This window comes from Mesorhizobium sp. 1B3 (assembly GCF_050958605.1).
GTDB lineage: Bacteria > Pseudomonadota > Alphaproteobacteria > Rhizobiales > Rhizobiaceae.
The window spans coordinates 717,319-737,767 of record NZ_JBJHDO010000002.1 but is presented as its reverse complement, the minus strand read 5'-3'; the positions used below and the strand labels follow the sequence as shown (position 1 = coordinate 737,767).

The window sequence follows — 20,449 nt, the reverse complement described above, 5'->3', positions numbered from 1 at the left end:
GGATACCAGTATGCATCTGACCAGCAAGGGCTTTCCCCTTTTCCTCACCTTCGACCTCGATGCCGAGACGATGTGGACCGCGCGCGACCCCGACTACGCCAAACGTCCCATCCTGATGTCGCAGGGAGCCTATGGCTGGAAGGTCGGAACCGATCGCGTGCTCAACCTTCTGGCGCGGTACGGTCTCAAGACCACCTTCTTCATTCCCGGCATCATCATCGACCAACGCCCAGAGCTGATCGAACGTATTCTTGAAGGCGGGCACGAGCTCGCTCACCACAGCTATACCCACAACTGGATTCTCAACCTGACGCATGAGCAGGAACGAGAGGAGATGCAAAAGGGGTTCGAGACGATCAAACGGGTCTCCGGTCTCGCGCCGCGCGGCTGGCGCTCGCCCGCCGCCGAACTCAGCGACATCTCTATGCAGCTGATGTTGGAATACGGCTTCAATTATTCCTCCAACTTCTTCGACGACGACTCCCCCTACATCCATACCGTCGACGGCAAGCAGACCAAGATCGTCGAGTTGCCGTTCCGCTGGGTGCTCGATGACGCGCCGTTCTTCCAATATTCGATCGTGCTGCCCGGTCGCACCATGCAGGCCCCGTCGGCGCTGCTCGAAGCGTGGAAGGCAGAGTTCGACGTGCTCTACGCCGAAAAGCGCATGATGATGGTCGGCATGCATCCCGAAATGATCGGTCAGCCGTCGCGCATCGGCGTGCTGGAAAACCTCATCAAATACGCGCTGGAGCATGGCGATGTATGGATGGGACGCTGCGACGAGATGGTCGAGGACATGCGTCCGGGCCTGACCGGAGCAACTGCGTGACACCCCCCTTCGCAGGCCGCCGCATCCTCGTCACCGGCGGCGCGAAAGGCATCGGCAAGGCGGCTGTTCTGCGTTTCCTTGCCGGCGGCGCGCAGGTCGCCTGCCTGGACATGGATAAGACAGCGTTGGCCGAGATGGCGCAGCACGGCCTCGTTACGCTCGTGGCCGATGTGACCAACACCGCGTCGGTTGAGACTGCGGTAGCCGAGGCCGCAGCAAAGATGGGTGGGCTTGATGGCCTCGTCAATTCGGCCGGCGTCGATCTCGAATCCAGGCTCGAAGACATGACCGATGCGGCATGGGATCGGCTGATGGCTGTCAACCTGACCGGGCCGATGAAGGTCTGCCGCGCCGCCGCGCCTTTTCTCAAGGCAACCGGCGGCGGCACCATCGTGAACGTCTCGTCCGGCGCTGGATTGCAGCCTTTGAAGTTCCGCAGTGCCTATTCCGCGTCGAAAGCCGGCTTGCAGATGTTCTCCAAGGCGCTGGCGATGGAACTCGCCGAAGCCGGCATCCGCGTCAACGTCGTCTGCCCCGGCGCAGTCGAGACGCCGCTGTTCCGTTCCTCCATCGCCGAGGGCGAAAAGGGCGAAGCGCAACTTGAAGCTGTGCGCGCACGCTATGCGCTCGCCCGCATTGCCGATCCGGACGAAATTGCCGCCGGTATTGCCTTTCTATCGAGCGCCGAGGCCTCCTACGTCACCGGCGTGGCTCTACCGGTCGACGGCGGCCGCACTTTCCACTGAGGATACGACCATGCTGCAGACCGGTCGCTTCAAAGACAAGGTTGCCATCGTGACCGGTGGCGGCGGCGGCATTGGCGCGGGTATCGCCGAACGGCTGCTTGCGGAAGGCGCGCAGGTCGCCGTACTCGACCTCGACGCTAACCCGTTGAAGGCCCAGCTTGCCACCGGCAACGCCACTCGCCTGCTCGCTGTGGAGGGCGACTGCACCGACCTTGCGACCCTGGAAACCTTCCACGCCCGCGTCGTCGGCGAGTTCGGCCCGGTCGACGTGGTCGTCAACAATGTCGGCCAGAGCGGGCGCAGCCGCAGCGCCCAGTTCCATGAATCCAGCGAAGATGTCTGGCGCTTCGTGCTCGAAATCTCGCTGTTCAGTACGATGCGCATGTCGCGCCTGGTGGTACCCGATATGCGCGAGCGTGGTGGCCGCATCGTCAATATGTCGAGCGACGCCGCCTTCGTCGGCGACGCCGGGCTGGTCGACTACGCCTCGGCCAAGATGGGTCTTATCGGTTTCACCCGTTCGCTGGCACGCGAGCTTGCCCCATTCGGCGTCACGGTCAACGCGGTCGCGCCCGGCGCGATCCGTACCCGCGCGCACGACACGATGCCCAAGGAAGTCATCGATCGCATCAAGGCCAACACACCGGCCGGCATGGTCGGCGAGCCGGAGGACGTTGCCGCCGCAGTCGCCTTCCTCGCCAGCGACGAGGCGCGGTTCATCACCGGCCAGAGCTTGCTGATCGATGGCGGGCGTTGGATGATATAGGAGAACAAGCTTGTCCGAACTTGCCGACTTGACTGCCGCCGAGATGGCTGCGGCCATCCGCCGGAAGACGATTTCGCCGGTCGAGCTGACCGAGGCGGTGCTGAGGCGCATCGACGACCGCAAGGATCTCAACGCCTTCATCACCGTTACGGGCGACCAGGCGCTCGAGGAGGCGCGCGCCGCCGAGGACAAGGTCATGCAGGGTGGTGACCTGCCGCCCCTGCATGGCGTGCCCTATTCGGTCAAGGACCTGCTCAACACTGCCGGCGTGCGCACCACCATGGGCTCGCGCCTGTTCGAAGACAACGTGGCAACCACCGATGCTGTATCCGTAGCGCGATCGAAGGCTGCCGGCGCGATCCTCGTCGGCAAGACGACGACGCCGGAATTCGGCCACCTGCAGGCGGCGACCTCGCCGCTGTTCGGCCGCACGCTCAACCCTATCGATCCCAAGGTGACACCCGGCGCGTCCAGCTCCGGCTCCGCCGTTGCAGTCGCCACCGGCATGGGGCCGATCTCGCTCGGTACTGATGGGGGCGGGTCGAGCCGAATCCCGGCGGCCTGCTGTGGCGTCGTTGGCTTCAAGCCGTCGCTCGGCACCATCCCGCATCTGCAGCTTCCGGATTTGTTCGGCGCGAACTCCTATGTCGGGCCGATGGCGCGCACCGTCGAGGACGTAACGCTTGTGTTCGACGCTATCAGCGGGGCGGATTTCCACGATACCTACGGACAGGCGGCAACGCTGCTGCATGAGGGCGGCACGTCGCTTTCCGGCTTGCGGGTCGGCTACATCGCCGAAGGCGGCGCACGCGTCGAGCGCGAGACCGCCGAAATCACCGCCGCGGCGTTGAAGAAGCTGGAAGACGCGGGCGCGATCGTCGAGGAGGCCTTCATCGACTTCAAGTCCTACGAGCCGGTGTTCCTGACCATCCTGCGCGTCGGCCTTGCCGCGCGCACCGGCCCGTTGCTCAAGGGCCGCGAGGACCTCGTTAGCCAGACGCTGACCGACATCATCGCGCTCGGGAACGGCTACTCGGCCGTCGATCTGTCCAATGCTGTTTCGGAGCGGACGCGGCTTTTCCGCGAGTTTCAGGCGCTGTTCGAGCGGTTTGACATTCTGGTTTCACCGACATTGACCGCGCCGCCATTGCCCATCGGTGTCGATCCCAGCGGTGACATCGAGATCGACGGGGTCAATTGCGGTACGGTTCGTGGCGCGTGGTATCCGTTCACCTTCCCGCATAATCTGTCGGGACACCCCGCCATCACCATTCCATGCGGCAACACCGCCGCCGGCCTGCCCCTCGGTCTCCATCTGTGTGCTCCCTGGTATCGCGACCTTGCCCTCCTGCAGGTGGCGAAAGAGGCGCAAGCACTCCTCACATAAACCGGCAGGACCGTCGCCGAACGGCTTTCAACGACACCACGGAGGATCAGCATGTCGTTCAACAGCACCCTCAAGACGGCGCTCGTCGCCCACGCCCTCTTGCTGGGAAGCATCGGGCTGGCTCAGGCGCAGGCCTCCATCCCGGTAATGGACCTGCATACCGGCCCCAACAACGCGATCACAGACGTGCCGGGGATTCTCGTCGGTCACAGCACCCGCAAGGACGCGCAAACCGGCACCACGGCACTGATCTTCCCCGAAGGTGCGCTGATGAGTATGTCGCCGAGCGGCGGTGCACCCGGTACACGTCTGGGTGCCTTGTTGACCGCGCAGCACCAGGATTCACAGCGCGTCGTCATGCATGGTCTGACGCTCAGTGGCGGCAGCATCTACGGCCTCGACACCGCATGCGGCGTGGTGAAGTTTCTCGACGAAAAGGGATGGACCTATGGCGGCCGCGCCCACGTTCCGGGGGCGATCATTTTCGATCTCGGGCGCGGCGACGTCGATGCCCCTCCCGGACGCGGCGACAAGCCGTGTGAAGACGGCTACAACGCCGCCAGCAACGCCAAGGCGGGCCCAGTCGAGCAGGGCAGCGTCGGTGCCGGCACCGGCGCACGCGCGGCCGGCATGAAGAGCGGGCTCGGCACCGCCAGCGCCGTGATGGCGGACGGCACCGTCGTCGGCGCGCTGGTTGTCGTGAACCCGGCCGGCCGTGTCTACAACGTCAACGCCAATTGCGAGCTCTACACGCTGTGGCTCGAACTCGACGATGAGTTCGGCGACGTCAAGGTGCCGCCGAAGGGTTGCTCGACCTCACCGAAAGATGTCGAGTTGATCCGCCCCGGCGAGAACACCACCATCGGCGTGATCGCCACCAGCGCGCCGCTGACGGCCGGCCAGACCGAGCGTCTCGCCATCATTGCCAATGATGGCATGGCCCGCACCATCCGCCCGGCGCATTCCACCGGCGACGGCGACACTGTGTTTGGCGTGACGCTCGGTGACGATCCAGCTACGGTCGAGCAGAAGAGCTTCGTCGAGGCGGATCAGTTCCGCGACATCCTCTCGGTCGCCTCCGACGTATATGCGCGGGCGATTACCCATGCCGTGCTGAACGCCGATCCCGAACTGGGCGAAACATACTGCGTCCGCTTCCCCGGCGCTTGCGGCAGCAAATAGACGCAGCCCGCCTGTCCTGAACCTGACTCTCGCGAGGCGCTACGCCTCGCGGGAATTTTTGAGCTTCCGTGGCAAACTCCAGCGCGTTGCTCGCACTCTCTTCTGGCCGTGAATCGCGGAAGTGTTCTATGTCTTTCCCTACGCAATTCCTGACGGAAAACCGGTTGCTCTAGACCTCTATACCGGCCCGACGCAGTCCCTCGGTGAGCCGGTCGACCTGACCGGGGTCCTTGTAGGGGAGTATCCGCCTCAGCCGTTCGACCGAAAAATCGGGGCTGACTTCAAGCGTTTCCTGCCAGTAGCGGCGCGCTTCGTCCAGGCGGCCCGACAGGCCGTAGAGGCAGGCGAGATAGAAGCGCGTCATGTCGGAATGCGGCGCCAGCGACAACCGGCGCTTGAAGGCGATCTCCGCCTCGTCGAAGCGGCCCAGTGCCAAGAGGGCCCTGCCCAGGAAATGCAGGGAAAGATCGAATTGGGGATCCAGCCGATGAGCTCGCGTATAGAGCGCGACCGCATCCTCGTGCCGCCCCTGGAAATCCCTGACATTGCCGAGCGACGTGTAAGCGTCGGCCAGATTGGGCGCGAGCGCCATGGCGCGTTCCGCGGCTTTTTCCGCCTCATCCCAACGGCGTGTCCATGTGAGCACGATCGCAAGGGCGATGTGCCCCTGCGGCTCGGTATCGTCCGTTTCGATCGCCTTGCGCGCCAGCTCCGCCGCCTTGGTCAGGTTCTCCTCGGACGCGTTGTTCCACTGATTGACGTATTCGGCGAAATACATGACCGACAGCCGGCCGTAGGCCAACGCTACCCCCGGATCCAGCGCGATCGCTTGCTTCAGCATCGAACGTGCCTCGGCGGCGGCTTCGGGACGAAGCTGCAAGGCTACCTGGCGAGCGCGAACGAGAAGATCGTAGACCTCAGGATCGATCTTGCTGTGGGTCTCGCGCCGTGCCTCCTCACTGGCCGTGAGTTTCACCTCGAGCGCGGTAACGATCGTACGGGTGACTTCGTCCTGGACAGCAAAAATATCCTCGAGATCGCGATCGTATCGCTCGGCCCACAAATGCCCGCCGGTCTGTCCGTCGATCATCTGGGCGTTGATGCGAATGCGGTTGGCCGCCCTGCGCACGCTTCCCTCCAGCACATAGCGCACGCCAAGCTCCTGACTCACTTTGCGAACGTCATGCGCCTGGCCTTTGTAAGCAAAGGAGGAATTGCGCGCGATGACGAACAGTCCGGAAACTTTGGAGAGGTCGGTGATGATGTCTTCAGTGATGCCGTCGGCGAAATACCCCTGGTCGGGATCACCCGACATGTTGTCAAAGGGAAGAACCGCGATGGACGGCCTGTTGCGCGGGGCGGCATCCAGCGTCGGCGACAGGATTTCCGCCTGGACTGCCTCGGCGCCTTGCGGCGACCACATCCAGACGCGCAGCGCCCGCTCGATGTTCTTGACCTCGCGGTTGCCTCCATCGACAAAAGTCACGCCGATGCGCCCGCGTAAATGTTCGTGCACGCCGTCCGTGATCACAACACCGCCCGGTTCGGCGAGCCCCTCGATCCGGGAGGCGATGTTGACGCCGTCTCCGAAAAGATCGCCGCCTTCGACCATGACGTCGCCGAGATGCACTCCGATGCGCAGCAGCATTTGGCGGTCGGGCGGAGCATTTTCATTGGCGGCGGCCATGGCCTTCTGAATGTCGAACGCGCATTCGACCGCCCCCACGGCGCTCCCGAATTCGGCAAGGATCGCGTCCCCGATCTCCTTGAAGACCCGGCCCTCATGCCGCAGGACCAGCGGCTCGACTACGTCTCGCCACCGGCTCTTGAGTTCGGCCAGGGTGCCGGCTTCGTCCCTCTCCATAAGTCGGCTGTAGCCGACCACATCGGCGGCCAGGATGGCGACCAGCCGGCGTTGGACGCGTTCGTTGCTGTTCATCTGCGCACTATGTTCCGGGCCCCGCTCCATCACATTTAGTGACGCACCGTGTCGAAGTCCAACAGACAAATGCCGTGGAATGCCTATTTGCTGCCAGGAACCGCGTTCACGGTCCTGATTTTCGTAGCCAAAAAAGGAGATATCTGACAAATTTTTGCCGCAACCAATTGCCTTTGAACCGGTTTTAGCCAATGGCTGCGCCGAGCCCGTCACGGTGGTCGCTGTTCAACGGATAATGCTACATGAATGTTCAGTCTGACCCCGCTCGCCTGCAGCTTGCCCACGAACCGCTGCCGGCCGCGGCCGACGATCCCATACGCGCGACGTATCTTCATGAGGATAGCCTTCGCAAGCTCGGCGAAGCGCTGGCGCGCGGCGAGGCCAAGAACATCGCCGGGCCCGGGGCTTTCGATTTCCAGGCGCGGGTTCGCGACAACGCCAGCAAGATCCTCGCCGCCTATCGCGAGATGAATGACGCGCAAGCGCGGGGCGAAACCGTTACGCCTGCCGCGCAATGGCTGCTCGATAATTTCTATGTGGTCGAGGAGACGGTCTTCCAGATCAAGCGGGACATACCGCGCCGTTTCTACAAGCAATTGCCGACGATCACGCTGCCCAACGGAGTGACGGTTCCACGTGCCCTTGCCATCGCGTGGCTCTACGTCGCCCATTGCGACAGCGCAGTGTCGGAGCGGACCTTCGAGGCGATCGTCCAAGGATATCAGTCGGTCGAGCCCCTACGCATCGGCGAACTCTGGGCGCTGCCCTCGCTGCTGCGCTTCGTGCTCATCGAGAATCTGCGTCGGCTTGCAATGCGCGTCGTGCGCGCTCGCGAGATGCGCCGGATCGCGAACGACCTGGCCGACCGCCTGCTGGCCGCGGCCCCGGACGACGATCCGATCCGCATGCTGGGAGGCTTCACCCAGCACGCCCGCGACACCACCTTCGCCACCCAACTGCTCTATCGCCTGCGCGACGGTTCCCAGCAGGCCGGTCGTGCGCTGATCTGGCTCGAGGACGAACTCGAGAAATCGGGCTCGGACGCCGAGGAGGTCATTCTTGGCGAGCACCGCACGCTGTCCAGCGGCAATGTGACCACGGGCAACATCATCCGTGGCCTGCGCCTGATCAACGACATCGAATGGACGGAATGGTTCGAAGGGATCAGCCGCGTCGACACGCTGCTGCGCGAACAGACGGATTTTGCGACGCTCGATTTCCCGTCGCGCGACCAGTACCGGACCGCCATCGAGCAACTGGCGCGCCGATCCAACCTCGGCGAGCACGACGTCGCCACCCGAGCCATCGAGATGGCCCACTCCGCCGCGGATGGAGCCGGCGTGGATGTCGGTTTCTTCCTCGTCGGACCGCGCCGCCAAGAGCTGGAGGCCGAGCTGGGCTACCATCCGCCCTTCGGCAAGAAGCTGCTGCGCAGCTTCCGGCGAACTGGCTGGACAGGCGTCGTCGGGCCGGTACTGGTCATGACCTTGCTATTGCTGACCATGGCAGGTTCCGCCCTGCTGACGGCCGGCATTCCGCTGTGGGCCGTGACGACGCTGCTCGTCCTCTTCGCCGTCCCGGCGAGCGAAGGCGCGCTGGCCTTCTTCAACACCATCGTCCTTCAATTCCTGAAACCGAGCAGCCTGGTCGGTTACGAATACAAGGAAGGTGTCCCCTCCGACGCGCGCACGCTGGTCGTCGTGCCGTCGCTCATCTCCTCGCGTGACGACGTCGAGGAAAGCATGCGCAATCTGGAGGTTCACTACCTCGCCAACATGAAGGGCGACCTGCATTTCGCCCTGCTCTCGGACTGGCCGGACAGCCAGGAGGAGCAGACCCAGGCCGACCTGGAACTGCTGGCCTACGCGCGCGACTGCGTCGCGCAGCTCAACATGCGCTATCCGGAGCGAGGGCCGCGGTTCCACCTGCTTCACCGCCGGCGTCTCTACAATGAATCCGAGAAATGCTGGATGGGCTGGGAGCGCAAGCGCGGGAAGCTCCACGAGCTCGACCTGTTGCTGCGTGGCGACAGCGACACGACTTTCCTTCCCTCCGACACCCCCCTGCCGGAAAACATCGTTTACGTCATGACCATGGATGCCGATACGCGCATGACCCGCGATGCCGTGGCGCGTCTCGTCGGCAAGCTCCGCCATCCGCTGAACCGCCCCGTCATCGATGCCACGGGCAAGCGCGTGGTGTCGGGTTATTCGATCCTCCAGCCCCGCGTGACGCCTTCTCTCACGACCGGCGACGAGGCCTCGTTCTTCCAGCGCATCTTCTCAGCCAATCGCGGCATGGATCCCTATGTCTTCGCCGTCTCGGACCTCTATCAGGACGTGTTCGGCGATGGCACCTTCACAGGCAAGGGCCTCTATCACGTAGACGCGATAGAGGCCGCCCTGCAGGGCAAGATCCCGGAAAACGCCGTGCTCTCCCACGACCTCCTCGAGGGCGCCTATGCGCGCGCCGGACTCGTCACCGACGTCGAACTGGTAGAGGACTATCCGACGCGCTACGCGGTCGATGCGTCGCGCCAGCACCGATGGGCTCGTGGCGACTGGCAATTGCTGCCCTTCATCTTCGATCCCACTTCGGGTGTGCCAGCCCTGTCGCGCTGGAAGATGATCGATAATCTGCGCCGCTCGCTGACGCCGATCTTCTGGATCCTGGCATCGGTCGCTGGCTGGACCTTCCTGCCCTTTACGCTGGCTGCCCAGTGGCAGGCCCTGCTGATCCTCAGCCTGTTCATGGCGCCCACCTTCGAGATCGTCAATTCGCTGATCCCCGACGGGCGCGAGACCACGGTGCGCGCGCATTTCAGCTCGTTCTTCTACGAGTTCGCCCACGGCTCGGCGCAAGTGGCCCTGCGCGTCGTGCTCATGGCGCATTCAGCCTGGATGATGGGAGACGCCATCATCCGTACGCTGTACCGCCTCTTCGTCAGCCGCCAGAGCCTTCTGGAATGGCGCACAGCCTCGCAGGTACAGAAGAAGGGAGCCAACACGCTCTCTTCCTATTACGGCTTCATGGGCGGAAGCGTCCTGATCGGGGTGCTCGGTCTCGCCGTGCCGGTGATTGCCGACTCCACGGGCGCCTTCGTCGCCTTCATCTTCTTCCTGTTCTGGGCGGGGGCGCCGGCCTTTGCCTGGTTCATCAGCCGCTCGGCCGAGACCGAAGACCGGCTGCACGTGTCGCGCAGCGATCGCGATGTATTGAGGGGCATCGCGCGGCGCACCTGGCTCTTTTTCGAGACCTTCGTCACGAAGGAGGACAATTGGCTGCCGCCGGACAACTATCAGGAGATCCCCTACCCCGTTGTCGCACATAGGACCTCGCCGACCAATATCGGCGTCTATCTCCTGTCGATCATCTCCGCGCGCGACTTCGGTTGGATCAGCCTCGCCAACACGATCGAGAGGCTCGACCAGACGCTATCTACCCTGGAAAGAATGGAGCGCGAGCGCGGCCATCTCTACAACTGGTACGAGACCAAGACGCTCCGGCCGCTCTATCCCCGTTACATATCGAGCGTCGACAGCGGCAACCTCGCCGGGCACCTGATCGCTGTCGCGGCTGCATGCAACGAGTGGGCCATGGCCCCCGCCGCCTATCTGCAGGGCGATTTCGACGGCATGCTCGATACGGTCGCCATTCTCCAGGAAACGCTGGACGAACTGCCGGACGACCGCCGCCAGATCCGGCCGCTGCGCCAGCGCCTGCGCGACCGCATCGCCGGCATGCATCGGGCGGTGCGCATCATCCGCAACGAACCCGAGACGGCGGCGATCCGCACCATCAATCTTGCCGTGCTTTCCGGCGACATCCGCAAGCTGGCCTCGGCGATCCACGCCGAGACGAAATCGAAGGGATCGGAGCAGCTCCTGCTCTGGGCGACCAAGCTCGAGATGACCTGCGAGTTCCATGTCAGCGATGCCCATACCGACGAAAAGGGCGTAGAGGCGCTGCGCGCCCGCCTGCGCGACATCCACGACCGTGCCCGTCTCTTCGCCTTCCAGATGGACTTCTCCTTCCTGCTGCGGAAGGACCGCAAGCTGCTGTCCATCGGCTATCGCGTCGACGAGCATCAGCTCGACGAGGCCTGCTACGACCTTCTCGCATCCGAGGCTCGCCTCACCAGCCTGTTCGCCATCGCCAAGGGCGACGTGTCGACGGAACACTGGCTGCGGCTCGGCCGGCCTGTCACCGAGATCGGCTTCCGGGGGGCGTTGCTCTCGTGGTCGGGCTCGATGTTCGAATATCTGATGCCGCCGCTGGTCATGAAGGAGCCGCATGGCGGCATCCTCAACCAGACCAACAATCTCATCATCAGGAAGCAGATCAGCTACGGCCGCTCGAAGAGCGTTCCGTGGGGCATATCGGAAGCCGCCTTCAACGCGCGCGACCGCGAGATGACTTATCAATACACCAATTTCGGCGTACCGGGTCTCGGCCTGAAACGCGGCCTGGCGCAGAATACCGTCATCGCGCCCTATGCCACGGTGCTTGCCTCGCAATACATGCCCGCGCAGGCCGTCGACAATCTGCAGCGCCTGCGCGCCATCGGCGCCCTCGGCGTCTATGGCTTTCACGACGCCGTCGACTTCACGCCCACCCGCGTACCGGAGGGCCAGACTCACGCCGTCGTCTACAACTACATGGCGCATCATCAGGGAATGTCGGTGGTGGCGGTGGCGAATGTCGTCTTCGAAGGCCGCATGCGCGACCGTTTCCACAGCGACCCCGTCATCGAATCGGCGGAGCTTCTGCTGCAGGAGAAGGCGCCGCGCGACATCCCGGTCACCTTCATCGGCACAGAGACCGCCGAAGAGCAGGCTGCCGAGGTCAAGGAAGAGTATCCGGACACCCGGGTCATCCTCAATCCGGCGCATGCGCTGCGCGCCACAAACGTACTGTCGAACGGCCACTATTCGCTGATGACCACGGCCACCGGTTCCGGCTACAGCCGTTTCAACGAGCTTGCCGTGACCCGCTGGCAGGCCGATCCGGTGGAAGACAGGTCGGGCACCTATCTGTTCCTCACCGACACCGAGACCGGCGATTGGTGGTCGGCGACCGCCGAGCCGAAGCGGACTGCGGGCGAAGCGACGCAGGCGCTGTTTACCGACGACAAGTCAACCTTCATCAAGGCGGTCGGCACGCTGCGCACGGAAGTGGAATGCATCGTCATTTCCGAAGGCAATGGCGAAGGCCGCCGGATCAACATCATCAATGACGGCACGGCGGACCGCCATATCGACGTGACCTCCTTCGCGGAGATCGCGCTGGCTCCTGAGAGTTCGGACAGCGGCCACCCGGCCTTTTCGAAAATGTTCGTGGAGACCGAGATCGGCCGGCAGAATACCACGATCTACGCCTCTCGACGCAGATATTCGCCGAACGATCCCGACATCGCGCTGGCCCATTTCGTGTCCGGCGCCGCCATCCTGTCGCGAGAGACCGAGGCCGAGACCGACCGCAGAGCCTTCCTCGGCCGTGGCCGGACCATCTCCAACCCGGCCGCCTTCGATCGCGACGCCAAGCTTGGCGGCCATGAAGGCTTCGTCCTGGACCCGGTCATGGCGCTGCGCTGCCGCGTGCGCGTGCCGGCCGGCAAGAAGATCTCGCTGACCTTCTGGACGATCGTCGCCGCGCATCGCGCCGAGCTGGACGAGATGATCGGGCGGCTCGATCATGCCGAAAGTTTCCAGCGCCAGGCCATGCTCGCCTGGACCCGCTCGCAGGTGCAGACCCGACATATCGGCCTCAGCCTTGCCGATGCCGCCAATGTCCAGAAGCTCGCGCGCTACTTGATCTATCCAAGTCCCGCCATGCGCCTGCCCGGCGAGGCGATAGCCTCGGGGCTTGGCCGCCAGTCGGCCTTGTGGCCGATGGCGATTTCCGGCGACTATCCGATCTTCGTGCTGCGCATCGCCGACGTCGCCGATCTCGAGATCATCGCGGCCACCTTGCGCATGCAGGAATATATGCGCGCACGGGGCCTGCTCGTGGACCTCGCGATCGTCAACGAACAGGCAGCTTCCTACGTGCAGGACCTGCAGCAGGCGATCGACTCGCTCACCGAAAACAGCCGGCTCCGCGGCAAGGAACTCGGGCCGCGCCAGCATATCTTCGCCGTGCGTCGCGATCTGATGGACGAGAACTCCTACCGGACGCTGCTCGGCGTCGCGCGCGTCGTCCTGCATACCCGCAATGGCACGATCTTCGATCAGATCGAGCGCGCCGAGACCGCGGAGATCCAAGCCCGCCAGGCGGTTCCGCAACCCGTCGCGTCACCGGCGCCTGTGGACGACCAGACGCCGGCTCCCGCCGATATAGAGCCGGTCTTCGAGCACCCGACGCCCGATGGGACCGGGCTCGTCCGCTGGAACGGCTACGGCGGTTTCGATAAAAACGGGCGGGAATACGTGGTCCGGCTCTCCGGCGACCGCGCCACGCCCCATCCCTGGATCAACGTCATCGCCAACGGCAATTTCGGTTTCCACACCTCGGCCGAAGGCGCTTCCTTCACCTGGAGCCGCAACAGCCGCGACTTCCAGGTCACACCATGGACGAACGACCCGGTCACCAACCGGCCCGGCGAGGCGATCTACATCTTCGACCACGCCGATAAGAGCGTGTTCTCGCCCTTTGCCGCGGTGGCTCGCGATCCGGCTCTGGTCTACGAGGCTCGCCACGGCCAGGGCTTCAGCAGCTTCGCGACGAAGCGCGGCCCGCTCGCCGTCGAGCTGACTCAGGTCGTCGACCCGAAGGATCCGGTGAAAATATCGCGCCTCGCCATCCGCAACGCGGGCTCGGATCCGGTGCGCCTGAGGGTTTACGCCTACGCGGAATGGGTGCTCGGCATCAATCGCGCCAAGTCTGCCCCGACCATCATTCCAATGCGCGACGAGGCCACCGGGGCGCTGCTTGCCCGAAACGCCTACAGTCTCGACTATGGCGAACGCACGGCTTTCCTCGCAAGCGACGGCGACGTCCAATCCTTCACCGCCGACAGGCAGGAGTTCATCGGTCATGGCGGCGCCGTGGAACGGCCCGAAGCCGTGATGTCGGGAAGCGACCTTTCCGGCACGGTCGAACCTGGCCGCGACCCATGCGCCGCGCTTGCACGCGATTTGGAGATCGCCCCCGGCGAGGAGGCCACGATGTTGTGGCTGCTCGGCGACGCAGATTCATCCGAAGAGGCGGCGGAGCTGATCCTGCGGCATCGCGCCGTGGACTACGACAAGCGCCTCGCCGACAATCAGGCGGCCTGGGGCGGTTTCCTGGAAACGCTGCAGGTGGAGACGCCGGACGACGCGCTCAACGCGATGGTCAACTACTGGCTGCCCTATCAGGCCGTCGCCTGCCGCATTCGCGCCCGCACCGCCTTCTACCAGGCGAGCGGCGCCTTCGGCTTCCGCGACCAGCTTCAGGACACGCTGGCGCTGCTTCTCCACGAGCCGGGCCTGGCGCGGGCACAGATCCTGAACGCCGCCGGCCGACAATTCCCGGAAGGCGATGTGCAGCACTGGTGGCTGCCGCGGACCGGCGCCGGCGTACGCACGACCATCTCCGACGATGTGGTGTGGCTCGCCTACGGTGTTCACCGCTACATCAGCGTGACCGGCGACGAAGCCATTCTCGGCGAGGAGCTTCCCTTCATCGAAGGGCCGGCCCTGGCGGAGGGCGAGCACGATGCCTTCTTCACGCCCGAGGTGTCGGAAACCACGGCCAGCCTCTATGAACATTGTGCCCGCGGCCTCGATCTCGCCGTCGAACGCACCGGGCCGAGCGGCTTGCCGCTGATCCTGGGCGGGGACTGGAATGACGGCATGAACCGGGTCGGCGAGGCCGGCCGCGGAGAGAGCGTGTGGCTCGGATGGTTCCTGCTCAAGGCGCTTGCCGACTTCATTCCGATCGCGCGCGCGCAAAGGGACCTTGCCCGCGCAGTGCGCTGGCAAAAGCACGAAAAGACGCTCAAGAAGGCGTTGGAGACGGCCGGCTGGGATGGTCAGTGGTACCGTCGCGGCTTCTACGACGACGGCAGCCCCCTCGGCTCGAAATCGTCCGACGAATGCAGGATAGATTCGATCGCCCAGTCGTGGAGCGTACTTTCAGGCCATGGCGACGAAGCCCGTTCACGCACGGCACTCGCCGCCGCGCAGGACATGCTCGTCGACCCCGAGCTCGCCATCGCCAAGCTGTTCACGCCGCCCTTCTCGAAGACCGACAAGGAACCGGGCTACATCAAGAGCTATCCGCCCGGCGTGCGCGAGAACGGCGGCCAATACACACATGCGGCGGCATGGCTGGTCATCGCGCTGGCCAATAGCGGTAAGGTCGAGGACGCCTACCGGCTGCTCACCATGCTCAATCCCGTCAACCATGCCCTCGATGAAGCGGCGGCCGACAGGTACCGCGTGGAGCCCTATGTGGTGGCGGCCGACGTGTATGCCGGCGAAGGGAAACAAGGGCGCGGCGGCTGGACCTGGTACACCGGTTCGGCGGGGTGGCTCTACCGTGCCGCCGTCGAGGGCATTCTCGGCATCCGCCGCGAAGGCGACCAACTCATCGTCGAGCCCGCCCTTCCCTCGGCCTGGGACGGCTTTGCGGCCACGCTGAGGCTCGATGCTTCGATCTGTCGCATCCAGGTATCGCGAAAGGCCGGAAGCAAGGAGCTTACCGTCACCATCGACGGCAAAAAAGCTTCCAAGATCGTCCTGGACGGCAAAGGCGGCGAAAAACATATACTTGTGACGGTACCCGCATAGGTAGCGCAACCTGTGAATGCCAAAATCGAGGGCGCCGAACATTCTTTTGCCGCGCCCTCGTCATTTTTCTTTAAATTCAAACTCTTACCGATCACGCCAGATTAATGCGCGAATCGAACTTTTGTCCTGCAATCGGGAACTGAAACGAACGGCGGGCATTGTGCTGCCGATCCGCAGTACGTATGTGTAGAAATGGTGCAGTGCACAAGTTCGTGACGGGGTAATTGGGGTGTCTTTGCTTGAGATTTACTGGAGAGCGCTAGGTTACCTTGCCGCCGAAAAGCGCAAGGTGACGTTGATCTGTGGCGCCAACATTGCACTGGCGATCATCGCGATCGCCGAGCCCCTGCTGTTCGGCCGCATCATCGATGCGATCTCGCAGAAGGGCGAGGTCATGGAGACAATGGTCCTGTGGGCCGGCCTCGGCATCTTCAACATCATCGCCTTCGTGCTCGTCGCCCGTGGGGCCGACCGGCTGGCGCACTCCACTCGCGCGCGGGTGTTGTCACAGTCATTCGAGAAGGTCATCACCATGCCGCTTGCCTGGCACCACCAGCGCGGCACCTCCAATTCCCTCCACACGCTGCTGAGGGCCGTCGACGCCTTGTTCAGCCTGTGGCTGGAATTCATGCGCCAGCATCTTTCCACCGCTGTCGCGCTCCTCCTGCTCGTCCCTACGGCCATTTCGCTCGATCTGCGCATGTCGATGGTCCTGCTCGTCCTCGGCGGCATCTATGTCACGGTCGGCAGGCTCGTGATGAAGAAGACGAAGCAGGGCCAGACTTCCGTCGAGAGGCATTACCACCGCGTCTTCGCCCATGTCAGCGATTCCGTCAGCAACGTCTCGGTGCTGCAGAGCTACAACCGCATCGCGGAAGAAACGCGCGCCCTGGAGAGATACACCCATGAGCTTCTGAAGGCCCAGTTCCCTGTCCTCGACTGGTGGGCGCTGGCCAGTGCGCTGCATCGTCTCGCCGCGACCGTCTCGATGATGATCGTCTTGTTGATCGGCGCGCTGCTTGTCATGCGCGGAGAATTGCGCGTCGGCGACGTGGTGGCCTTCACTGGCTTCGCTACCTTGCTGATCGGCCGCCTCGATCAGATTAGCAATTTCGTCAACCAGATTTTCGAAGCAGGCGCCAAGTTGGAAGAGTTCTACCGGCTCGAGGATGCGGTTGCCGACCGTCGTGAGCCCGACGGCCAATGCGACATCGAGCGGGTCAAGGGTCATGTCCGCTTCGAGGACGTCAATTTCGCCTTCCCGAACTCGAATGTCGGCGTCGAAAACATCTCTTTCGATGTGCCGGCTGGTAAGACCGTTGCGATCGTCGGCCCGACGGGCGCAGGCAAGACCACGCTCATCAATCTGTTGCAGCGCGTCTATGACCCCGCCTCAGGCCGCATTCTCGTGGACGGTGTGGATACCCGTACCGTAACCCGCAAATCGCTGCGCCACTGCGTCGCGACGGTGTTCCAGGATGCCGGCCTGTTCAACCGCTCTATCGAGGAAAATATCCGGATCGGGCGCGCCGAGGCGTCTTATGACGACGTTCATGCCGCCGCCATCGCCGCGGCCGCGCAGGACTTCATCCTTGCCAAGAGCGAAGGATATGACACGCAGGTCGGAGAACGTGGCGGGCAGCTCTCCGGTGGCGAACGCCAGCGCATCGCCATCGCGCGTGCTATCCTGAAGGACGCACCGATCCTCGTGCTCGACGAGGCGACAAGTGCCCTCGACGTGGAGACCGAAACCCGCGTCAAGGAAGCCATCGACCGGCTGCGCGCGAACCGAACGACCTTTATCATCGCCCACCGGCTTTCGACCGTGCGTGACGCCGATCTGATCATATTCATGGACAAGGGTCGGATCGTCGAGAAGGGCAGCTTCGGGGATCTATCCGCCAGCAACGGCCGTTTCGCCGGCCTGCTGCGGGCCGGTGGCCTGCTCACCGACGACGAGGTCCGTCGCGTCGCCCACATCGCGATCAAGGAAGTCGCCTGAATCAGGCAAGGCGGCTCCCGCCCAGGGGGCTGCGATCCCACGGTAAAGCCAGAGCCTGCGATACAGGCCCTGGGGGCGGCTTGTGGCGGGTCAAACTCCTAACCGTTTCAGAGAGTTACCGCCTGTTATGGGAATTGACCGGTTTATCGGTGCAAATCATCAAAAAAGCCTTCTTTTCCGCCTCCTTTTTCTGATGTCGCGCGTTAAGTGTGACGCCCGCATGACGGCTGTATGAAAGTCGCATGACATTTTTGTCGCGTACCGAGGATATTGATTTGGCCAGGATCATTGCGAAAGCGCGGGAGAAAGATGCCGCACTCTGGCAAGACACCGCGCAGGGCTGGCACGAGGCTTGGCCTGTCCGTCTCGCCATATCCGCGACCATCGCGCTGGTTGTGTCGACTTTGCTCGCGTTTTCCATCGAATTCGTCGCCCGCGGTTCGTTCGCTTCGGCACTTTCTTTCTTTGCCGAGGCGCATCGCCCGAGTTGGACGACCATCGGCCTGTTCCTGCTGTTGACGCTCGGGCTCGACGGGCTCCTTGGACGTCGCTTCCAGTCGATGCTGATCGTTGCCCCTGCTCTGCTTATGCTTGCCTGGATCGGCCAGCAGAAGGTCCATTATCTCGGCGATCCGCTCTATCCGACGGACTTTCTTTATTACCGCCAGATCATCGAGTTGATGCCGCTGCTCGTTCGCGAGCGCCCGCTGACGGGATTGGCCATGGCGACGGGAGCCATCCTGGGTATGGCGCTCTTCGTTTTCGCCTGGCGCTTCTGGCGCGCGCGGTTCGCACCGATTTCGATGAACGGACGCGTGATGCGCATGGTCTTGGCGGTTCCGGCGCTGGCTTTCTTCGTCTCGATCATGGACTACGGCGCATTCTCCTGGACGCGCGACCGGCTCCACATTATCCCGATGATGTGGGACCAGCGGGAAAACTATGCCTTCAACGGCTTCACCCTGGCCTTCGCGCTGAACGTTCCCATGGCGCATGTTCCCGCTCCCGCAGGCTACACGCCGGAGGCCATCGATCGCATCGGCGCAGCGCCACGCGAAGCGGTGATATTGCCGGACGAAAAGCCCGACGTCGTGATCGTGATGAGCGAATCCTTCTGGGATCCGACACGCCTGCCCGGGATCAAGATCTGGCCGGATCCCATCCCGACCACCCGTTCCATGCAATCTGGCCATGTCTTCTCGCCCGAATTCGGTGGCATGACCTCCAATGTCGAGTTCGAGGCTCTCACCGGCTTCTCGAATGCGTTCCTGCCCTATGGCAGCATCCCCTACCAGCAATATGTGCGCGAGCCGCTTCCGTCGCTTGCCACTTTCTTCAGGAATCGAGGGTATCAGACGACGGCCATCCATCCCTTCACGTCCTGGTTCTGGAATCGTGGCGCCGTCTATCAGGCGTTCGGATTCGACAGGTTCCTGTCGGAAGAGAACATGATGCCACTCGCCAAGCGCGGCCCACTGGCATCGGATGCCGCCCTCACCGAGGAGATCATCCGCCGCGCGGATTCGTCCAATCGTCCGGCCTTCATCTTCGCCGTCAGTCTCCAGGGACATGGCCCCTACGAGCCGCATCGTTACAAGGATGTCAGCCACAGCGTGGTGGCGCCGGGCAAAAGCGTGAAGACGAGCGAATCGATCCTCACCTACGCCGAAGGTGCTTCCGACGCCGACAAGAGCCTTGCGAGGCTGATTTCATGGGCAAAGCACCGCGAGCGCCCGACCGTGATCGCGCTGTTCGGGGATCACCTGCCGCCGCTCGGGCCGGTTTATGTCGAAACCGGCTTCATGAAGGAACAGGTGGCGCCGCGTCGCGGCCCGGCCGACGAGATGAAGCGCAATCGCGAGACACCGCTGGTCGTCTGGTCGAACCGCGTCGGCAAGGTCAGGAAGATCGGCACGATCAGCCCCGCCTTCCTGCCGCTGCACGTGCTGAAAGCCGCCGGCATCCGCCATCCCTACTACACCGACTTCCTCGGCGACGTGCACAAGAGCTACCGTGTCGTCGACCGCAACCTGCTGCTGACGCGGGGCGGTGACGCCGTCGCCGACTGGGCTCGCGCCAAGGAGGTCGATCCGTTGATCGGGAATTATCGGTTGCTGCAGTACGACATGATGTTCGGCGACAAGCGCAGCATCCGGCAGTTCTTCCCGGAGATGCACAAGAATCTGCTGGCGTCGTCGTTCTTCTAGTCTTGTCGGGCGGGCAGGATGGTGATGTTTATCGCATAGGTGCGCCGCTTGGCAGAAAGTGTCGCCGTGTCGCCGGGTCCGAGCAGCACGGCGTCGCCCCTTTCGAGCTTCACCGTCCTGTCGCCGTCTTCGATGGAAAGCCCCTCTCCGTCGGCGATGAGAATGGACACCTCGCCGGCTTTCGCCAGGGGCAGCCTTCCCGAGACCTCGACAAGCTGGACCTCACTCTCGTAAAGCCCGCGCCGCGTCATGACGTTGAGGTCGGTGATGGGGCCGGACATCAACATCGCTTCGCTCGGAACATCGGCAGCAAATACGAATGGCTCGCAGCGGCGCGTCATGCCGAACGGCATCCGCCCCTGCACCTTCAGCGTGACGCCGAAGCCGTCGAGCAGGCATAGCGAACGGTCTACCCCGGGAAATATGGAGAATGGACCGTTTTGTTCGACGCGCGCCGTGCTGACGCGCCAGTGAAAGTCGTCCAATCCGGCATCGGGCGGGAAAACGGCGATCTCCGTGGTGATACCACCGCCGTTCTTCCACGGCATTTTCTTGTGATCGGTCGAGCGCAGAATCCGCATCACAATATGTTTAGACATAATCTCCCAAAAGGC

10 protein-coding genes are annotated in these 20,449 nt (G+C 63.5%); 8 read left to right on the top strand and 2 right to left on the bottom strand.

Annotated elements, in window-relative coordinates:
- Nucleotides 1-10 precede the first annotated feature (10 nt).
- From ACCO56_RS08495 to ACCO56_RS08475, 5 genes are read left to right on the top strand one after another with little or no spacing between them, the layout of a single operon-like run.
- Nucleotides 11-832: a polysaccharide deacetylase family protein gene (locus ACCO56_RS08495; protein ID WP_433639548.1), complete on the top strand. Its 822-nt coding sequence runs from the start codon at nucleotides 11-13 to the stop codon at nucleotides 830-832.
- Complete coding sequence (locus ACCO56_RS08490; RefSeq protein ID WP_433639546.1) at nucleotides 829-1,578, top strand: SDR family NAD(P)-dependent oxidoreductase; 750 nt, start codon at nucleotides 829-831, stop codon at nucleotides 1,576-1,578. Before ACCO56_RS08495 ends, ACCO56_RS08490 begins: the two co-directional genes overlap by 4 nt.
- A gap of 10 nt (nucleotides 1,579-1,588) precedes the next feature.
- Nucleotides 1,589-2,344: an SDR family NAD(P)-dependent oxidoreductase gene (locus ACCO56_RS08485; RefSeq protein WP_433639544.1), complete on the top strand. Its 756-nt coding sequence runs from the start codon at nucleotides 1,589-1,591 to the stop codon at nucleotides 2,342-2,344.
- A 10-nt stretch (nucleotides 2,345-2,354) separates the two neighbouring features.
- Nucleotides 2,355-3,731, top strand: a complete 1,377-nt coding sequence (locus tag ACCO56_RS08480) for an amidase (protein WP_433639542.1) — start codon at nucleotides 2,355-2,357, stop codon at nucleotides 3,729-3,731.
- 51 nt (nucleotides 3,732-3,782) lie between these two features.
- Complete coding sequence (locus ACCO56_RS08475; protein WP_433639541.1) at nucleotides 3,783-4,913, top strand: P1 family peptidase; 1,131 nt, start codon at nucleotides 3,783-3,785, stop codon at nucleotides 4,911-4,913.
- A 169-nt stretch (nucleotides 4,914-5,082) separates the two neighbouring features.
- On the opposite strand, the gene ACCO56_RS08470 is transcribed toward ACCO56_RS08475, so the two are convergent.
- Entirely contained in the window at nucleotides 5,083-6,852 is a 1,770-nt protein-coding gene (locus ACCO56_RS08470) for an adenylate/guanylate cyclase domain-containing protein (protein ID WP_433639539.1), read from the bottom strand.
- A 242-nt stretch (nucleotides 6,853-7,094) separates the two neighbouring features.
- Between ACCO56_RS08470 and ACCO56_RS08465 the strand changes: the two genes are divergently transcribed.
- The 3 genes from ACCO56_RS08465 (at nucleotide 7,095) to ACCO56_RS08455 (ending at nucleotide 19,835) form a co-directional block, all read left to right on the top strand.
- The gene (locus ACCO56_RS08465; RefSeq protein WP_433639537.1) at nucleotides 7,095-15,626 is read left to right on the top strand and encodes a GH36-type glycosyl hydrolase domain-containing protein; all 8,532 of its coding nucleotides are present in this window, start codon (nucleotides 7,095-7,097) and stop codon (nucleotides 15,624-15,626) included.
- A gap of 229 nt (nucleotides 15,627-15,855) precedes the next feature.
- Nucleotides 15,856-17,628 (top strand): glucan ABC transporter ATP-binding protein/ permease, encoded by a 1,773-nt coding sequence (locus ACCO56_RS08460; RefSeq protein ID WP_433639534.1) that lies wholly within the window; start codon nucleotides 15,856-15,858, stop codon nucleotides 17,626-17,628.
- Between the two features lie 242 nt (nucleotides 17,629-17,870).
- A complete protein-coding gene (locus ACCO56_RS08455) occupies nucleotides 17,871-19,835 on the top strand; it encodes an LTA synthase family protein (protein WP_433639532.1) in 1,965 nt (654 codons plus the stop codon).
- Here ACCO56_RS08455 and ACCO56_RS08450 read toward each other — a convergent pair.
- Complete coding sequence (locus tag ACCO56_RS08450) at nucleotides 19,832-20,434, bottom strand: HutD/Ves family protein (protein WP_433639531.1); 603 nt, start codon at nucleotides 20,432-20,434, stop codon at nucleotides 19,832-19,834. The genes ACCO56_RS08455 and ACCO56_RS08450 overlap by 4 nt on opposite strands.
- Nucleotides 20,435-20,449 lie beyond the last annotated feature (15 nt).